At 28.0% G+C, this 4,409-nt stretch carries 3 protein-coding genes and 1 pseudogene; 2 read left to right on the top strand and 2 right to left on the bottom strand.

Going from position 1 to position 4,409, the window contains the following annotated elements; genetic code table 11:
* Both B2671_RS03460 and B2671_RS03455 read right to left on the bottom strand, forming a co-directional pair.
* Positions 1 to 260: pseudogene (locus tag B2671_RS03460) on the bottom strand (hypothetical protein); the annotation flags it as partial.
* 153 nt (positions 261 to 413) lie between these two features.
* Positions 414 to 2,474: a methyl-accepting chemotaxis protein gene (locus B2671_RS03455; RefSeq protein WP_346869169.1), complete on the bottom strand. Its 2,061-nt coding sequence runs from the start codon at positions 2,472 to 2,474 to the stop codon at positions 414 to 416.
* A gap of 223 nt (positions 2,475 to 2,697) precedes the next feature.
* Here B2671_RS03455 and B2671_RS03450 point away from each other — a divergent pair, with 223 nt between their 5' ends.
* Together B2671_RS03450 and B2671_RS03445 are read left to right on the top strand one after the other, a co-directional pair.
* Positions 2,698 to 3,369: a response regulator transcription factor gene (locus tag B2671_RS03450; protein WP_035134267.1), complete on the top strand. Its 672-nt coding sequence runs from the start codon at positions 2,698 to 2,700 to the stop codon at positions 3,367 to 3,369.
* Between the two features lies 1 nt (position 3,370).
* A partial coding sequence (locus B2671_RS03445) for a HAMP domain-containing sensor histidine kinase (RefSeq protein WP_346869168.1) occupies positions 3,371 to 4,409 on the top strand: 1,039 nt, incomplete at its 3' end.

The raw sequence follows: 4,409 nt of genomic DNA, 5'->3' as shown, positions 1-4,409 counted from the left end.
AACCCACTTTCTGTTTTGATTATAGCTGCAACTAAATAAGGATCTAGTCCATAGATTTTACTATATGCTTCAATTTTTTCACTATATGGTACTTGTATATGATTCTCTACTATATCTTTTTCATTACTATCTACTTCCTTAGTTTTTTCATTTTCATGCAAATTCATAAAATATAAATTAATACATATTCCTGCTATAAATAAAATAGCCGTTATACTAATAAACTTAAGATTTAATTGCTTTTCTTCTAATATTTCCATTATACCTCCACTAACAATGTATAACTTTATTATTTAAATCAGAATTCATGTATTAATTAGTATTTCACCTTTACCATAAAATAAACAAAAAAGACTTTAAAATAAAAATTAATTTATTTTAAAGTCTTATTCTATCCGATGACTATCCTTATACTAAAGTTTAAATTGTTCCATAAACTCTTTCATATTTTCTGTAAGTCCAAGTAATTTTTCTGCTGCATTTGCAACTTCATCACTAGAAGCTGTAAGTTCTTCTGTAGATGCTGCTATTAGTTGTGTATTTCCTGAAACCTCAGAAGATATTTGCGTTGAATTTTCTATATTTTCTGTAATAGAATTTTTATCTTCTATAATTTCTTTAGAGCTAACTGCTACATGTTCTATTTTAGGTACCATATCTAAAACTAATGCTGCAATATTTTTAAATGACTCTATAGCATTATCTACACTAATTAATCCGTTATTTAATTCTCCATTTATATTATTGCTTTTAATTTCTATAGTTTCACTCTCTTTAATAGCATTATTTATTACATTATAAATATTTTGGGTAGATTCCTTGCTTTGCTCTGCTAACTTTCTAATTTCATCAGCTACTACTGAGAAACCTCTTCCAGCTTCTCCAGCTCTTGCAGCCTCTATAGCCGCATTTAGTGCTAAAAGATTTGTCTGTTCAGATATACTATTAATAATTTCTGTTATTTCTGTTACAGTTTCCATACTAGATTTCATACTATATATAGAACTATTAAACTCTTTAAAGGAATTACTTAACTCATTCATGGCCATGGCTAACTTTTCCATATCCTCATTACTCTTATCTGCTTTGCTATTAATATTTTCCGCCATATCACTAATATTATATATGTCACTAATATTATTAGAAAGTTTATTATCGAATTCTTCTAGTTCTTTAGTTACATCTTCCAATTCTTCTGCCTGCCTTTGTGAACTTGTAGCAGTTTCTTCTATACTTTCACTTATGCTTTGAGCTCCTGATACAAATTCTTCTGCCAAAGCAGCTAGAGATGAAGCCTCACTTTCAATAACCATGGAACTATCTTTAACATTTAGAATCATTCCACCTATAATTTCCTTACTTTTTTCTACAGCCGTATATATATCTTTGATTTCATCATTTTTCATTTTGCCTATATTGGATTTAGTGAAATTACCCTTTGCCATATCTTCTACAATAGTACCTATTTTGCCTAATCTTTTAGTCATAGATTTAGCTACTACGTATCCAAATATTAGACCTAACACTATAAAAATAATACATACAATTACTACTTTTATTTGAAATTCTGGTATTTCTGCTAATAGCTCACTTCCACTTACTTCTACACCTACAGACCACCCTGTTGATTCTATAAATGCGAATCCAATATATTTTTCATCAGCACCTACTCTATACTCACCTGCTCCTCTTTCTCCCGATGTCATCTTTCCTGAAATCTGTTTCATATTTTCAGAACCATTTTTATCTTTCACTGTATCCAATAGTTTAGTTCCTATAAGCAATGAATCATTATGAGTTATTATATTTCCTTCCCTATTTATTAAATAAGCATTTCCACTTTTACCTATGGATACCTTTGATATTATTGCTGATAATTTACTAGCATCTAGATAAGCTATTAAAACACCTTTTATATCCCCATTTTCCTTTATTGGGGTACTTATAGCTATTTCTAGCATATTATCAGTTGTGCCTAAGTATGGTTCACTAACAAATGTAAGCCCACTTAATGCATTTGAAAAATAGTCCTTATCACTAATATTAGTACTTTCTCCTGAAGTATCTATACAATTCCCTTCAGCATCTACTATAGCAATTTCTTTTAACTCTATTTTTTCAGCTATATTCTTTAATTTTGTTAACTTTTCTTTCTTATCTACTGTATCATCTATTAAAAAATCATTTATTGCTATTTGATTTACTATAACTCCATAACTATCTGTCAATTGATTTATTTCTCCTGCCATAGATGCAGCTACATTTTCTAGGAGACTTTTAGATTTGTCAGTAATAATTTTCTTGTTCATAAAAAGAGAAAAAGCAGATAGAAATGCTGCAACTAATACTATGATTACTGTAAAACTTAACATTAGCTGCATTCCTATTCCTTTAATTCTTTTCTGTTTTCCTTTTTTAGTATTTTTAATTTTCTTACTTTTTAGTTCATTCTTTGCCCTTTTCCTGCCCTTCATATCTTCCCCACCTTACTATATACAAAAAAATTTACAGCTATATATACACTCTGTACATAGATATACTCGAAACAAAAATAACATCCTTTACTACACAATATGGTACTTTTACTATTTTCTAAATATAAATAATAATTTTAATATAAATTTAAGATTTGTATGATAAAATTAAATAAAAAAAAGTAATATTATCTAAAAATTTGTAATTAAAGGGTGATGAATTATGAAATTATTATTAGTCGAAGATGAAATACACCTTGCGGAAGCTCTAAAAGAAATTCTCAGTAAAAATAAATATATAGTAGACAGTGTTTATGATGGTGAAGCAGGTCTTGATTATGGTCTTTCAGGAATATATGATTTAATTATATTAGATATAATGCTACCCAAAGTTAATGGATTAGAGATTCTAAAGGAGCTAAGAGCTAATAATGTATCTACCCCTATTCTTCTTCTCACTGCTAAAGGTGAAATTCAAGATAAAGTTAAAGGATTAGATTATGGAGCAGATGATTACTTAGTAAAACCTTTCTCTCATGAAGAACTTCTTGCTAGATTAAGAGCTCTTAGTAGAAGAAAAGCTGAAGTTATAAATGATAATGCTCTTCATTTTAGTGACTTTTCCTTAAATCTATCTACCTATGAACTTGAAGGAAATAGTAACTCTGTCCGACTTACCTCAAAGGAATTTGAAATTCTAAAATACTTTATGGAAAGACCTATTTTAATAGTTACTAAAGATGATTTAATTACCAAGGTTTGGGGCTATGACTCAGATGCTGAATATAATAATATCGAGGTCTACATATCATTTTTAAGAAAAAAATTATCCTATGTGGGCTCTAAATCCAAAATATCCACCCTTCGTGGTATTGGTTATAAATTGGAGGAGTAGTATGTTTAAAAAATTAAAATATAAATTTATTATGATAAATATGTCTCTTTTAACCTTTGTATTTCTTTGTATATTTGGAGTCATATACTTTATAACTTGGAATAGTGGAGAAAGACAAATTAACTTTTCTCTTAATGCACTAATCCATGAACCTAACAATGGTGGACCCAGTAAAGGTGGTCCCCTTAATAATGGTATACTAATAAATCTTGACCATAATTTAAATGTGATAAATATTATGACTCCATATAATGTTGATAAAGATATTCTTGTTGAATCAGTAGCTAATATTATATCCATGGAATCTTCATCAGGGGTTATAAAAATTGAAGATACTGATTTTGCATACTTAAAAAGCTTAGATCGTAAAATTAATAGAATTGCTTTAATAAATAAGTCACCTCAGCAAAATCTATTAAAAAACCTTTTAAAGACTTTTTTCATAACTGGCTTTATCAGTTTGATTATATTGTTTACTATAAGCTATTACCTAGCTTATAAAACCATAGCGCCAATTAAAGAGGTATTTGAAAAACAAAAACAGTTTATTGCAGATGCCTCTCATGAGCTTAGAACACCCATTGCCATTATTAAAACTAATTTAGCTTTAGTTTCATCTAATAAAGATAAAACTATTGAAAGTCAAAGCAAATGGATGAATTATATAGATCTACAAACTGATAGAATGTCTCATCTTATAGATGATATGCTTTCCTTAGCAAAGCTTGATGAAGATAAAAAAGTACTTAACCTACAACCTATAAACATAAATAAAATACTAGAAAATTTACTTATGTCCTTTGAAGCAGTTTTCTTTGAAAATAAAATAGAATTAGAAAACAATTTAAAGGATAATTTTTTTATAAATGGTGATTTAGAAGAAATTAAAAAGCTTTTTAATATTCTAATAGATAATGCTATTAAACACACTTTTCCAAATGGAACTATTACCATCACTTCAAGTAAATTAAAATCTAAGATGGAAATCATTATTACTAATACTGGAGAAGGAATTCCTGATAAAGACCTAGAAAAAATTT

It is taken from the genome of Clostridium sp. UBA5119, from assembly GCF_002414285.1.
In the GTDB taxonomy this organism is placed as follows: Bacteria; Bacillota; Clostridia; order Clostridiales; family Clostridiaceae; genus Clostridium_J; species Clostridium_J sulfidigenes.
The sequence above is the reverse complement of the archived record's forward strand: the minus strand, read 5'-3'. Positions and strand labels throughout refer to the sequence as shown.

Coding starts and splice junctions, on each gene's coding strand:
- B2671_RS03455 (WP_346869169.1), bottom strand. CDS start 2,474: ATGAAGGGCAGGAAAAGGGCAAAGAATGAACTAAAAAGTAAGAAAATT.
- B2671_RS03450 (WP_035134267.1), top strand. CDS start 2,698: ATGAAATTATTATTAGTCGAAGATGAAATACACCTTGCGGAAGCTCTA.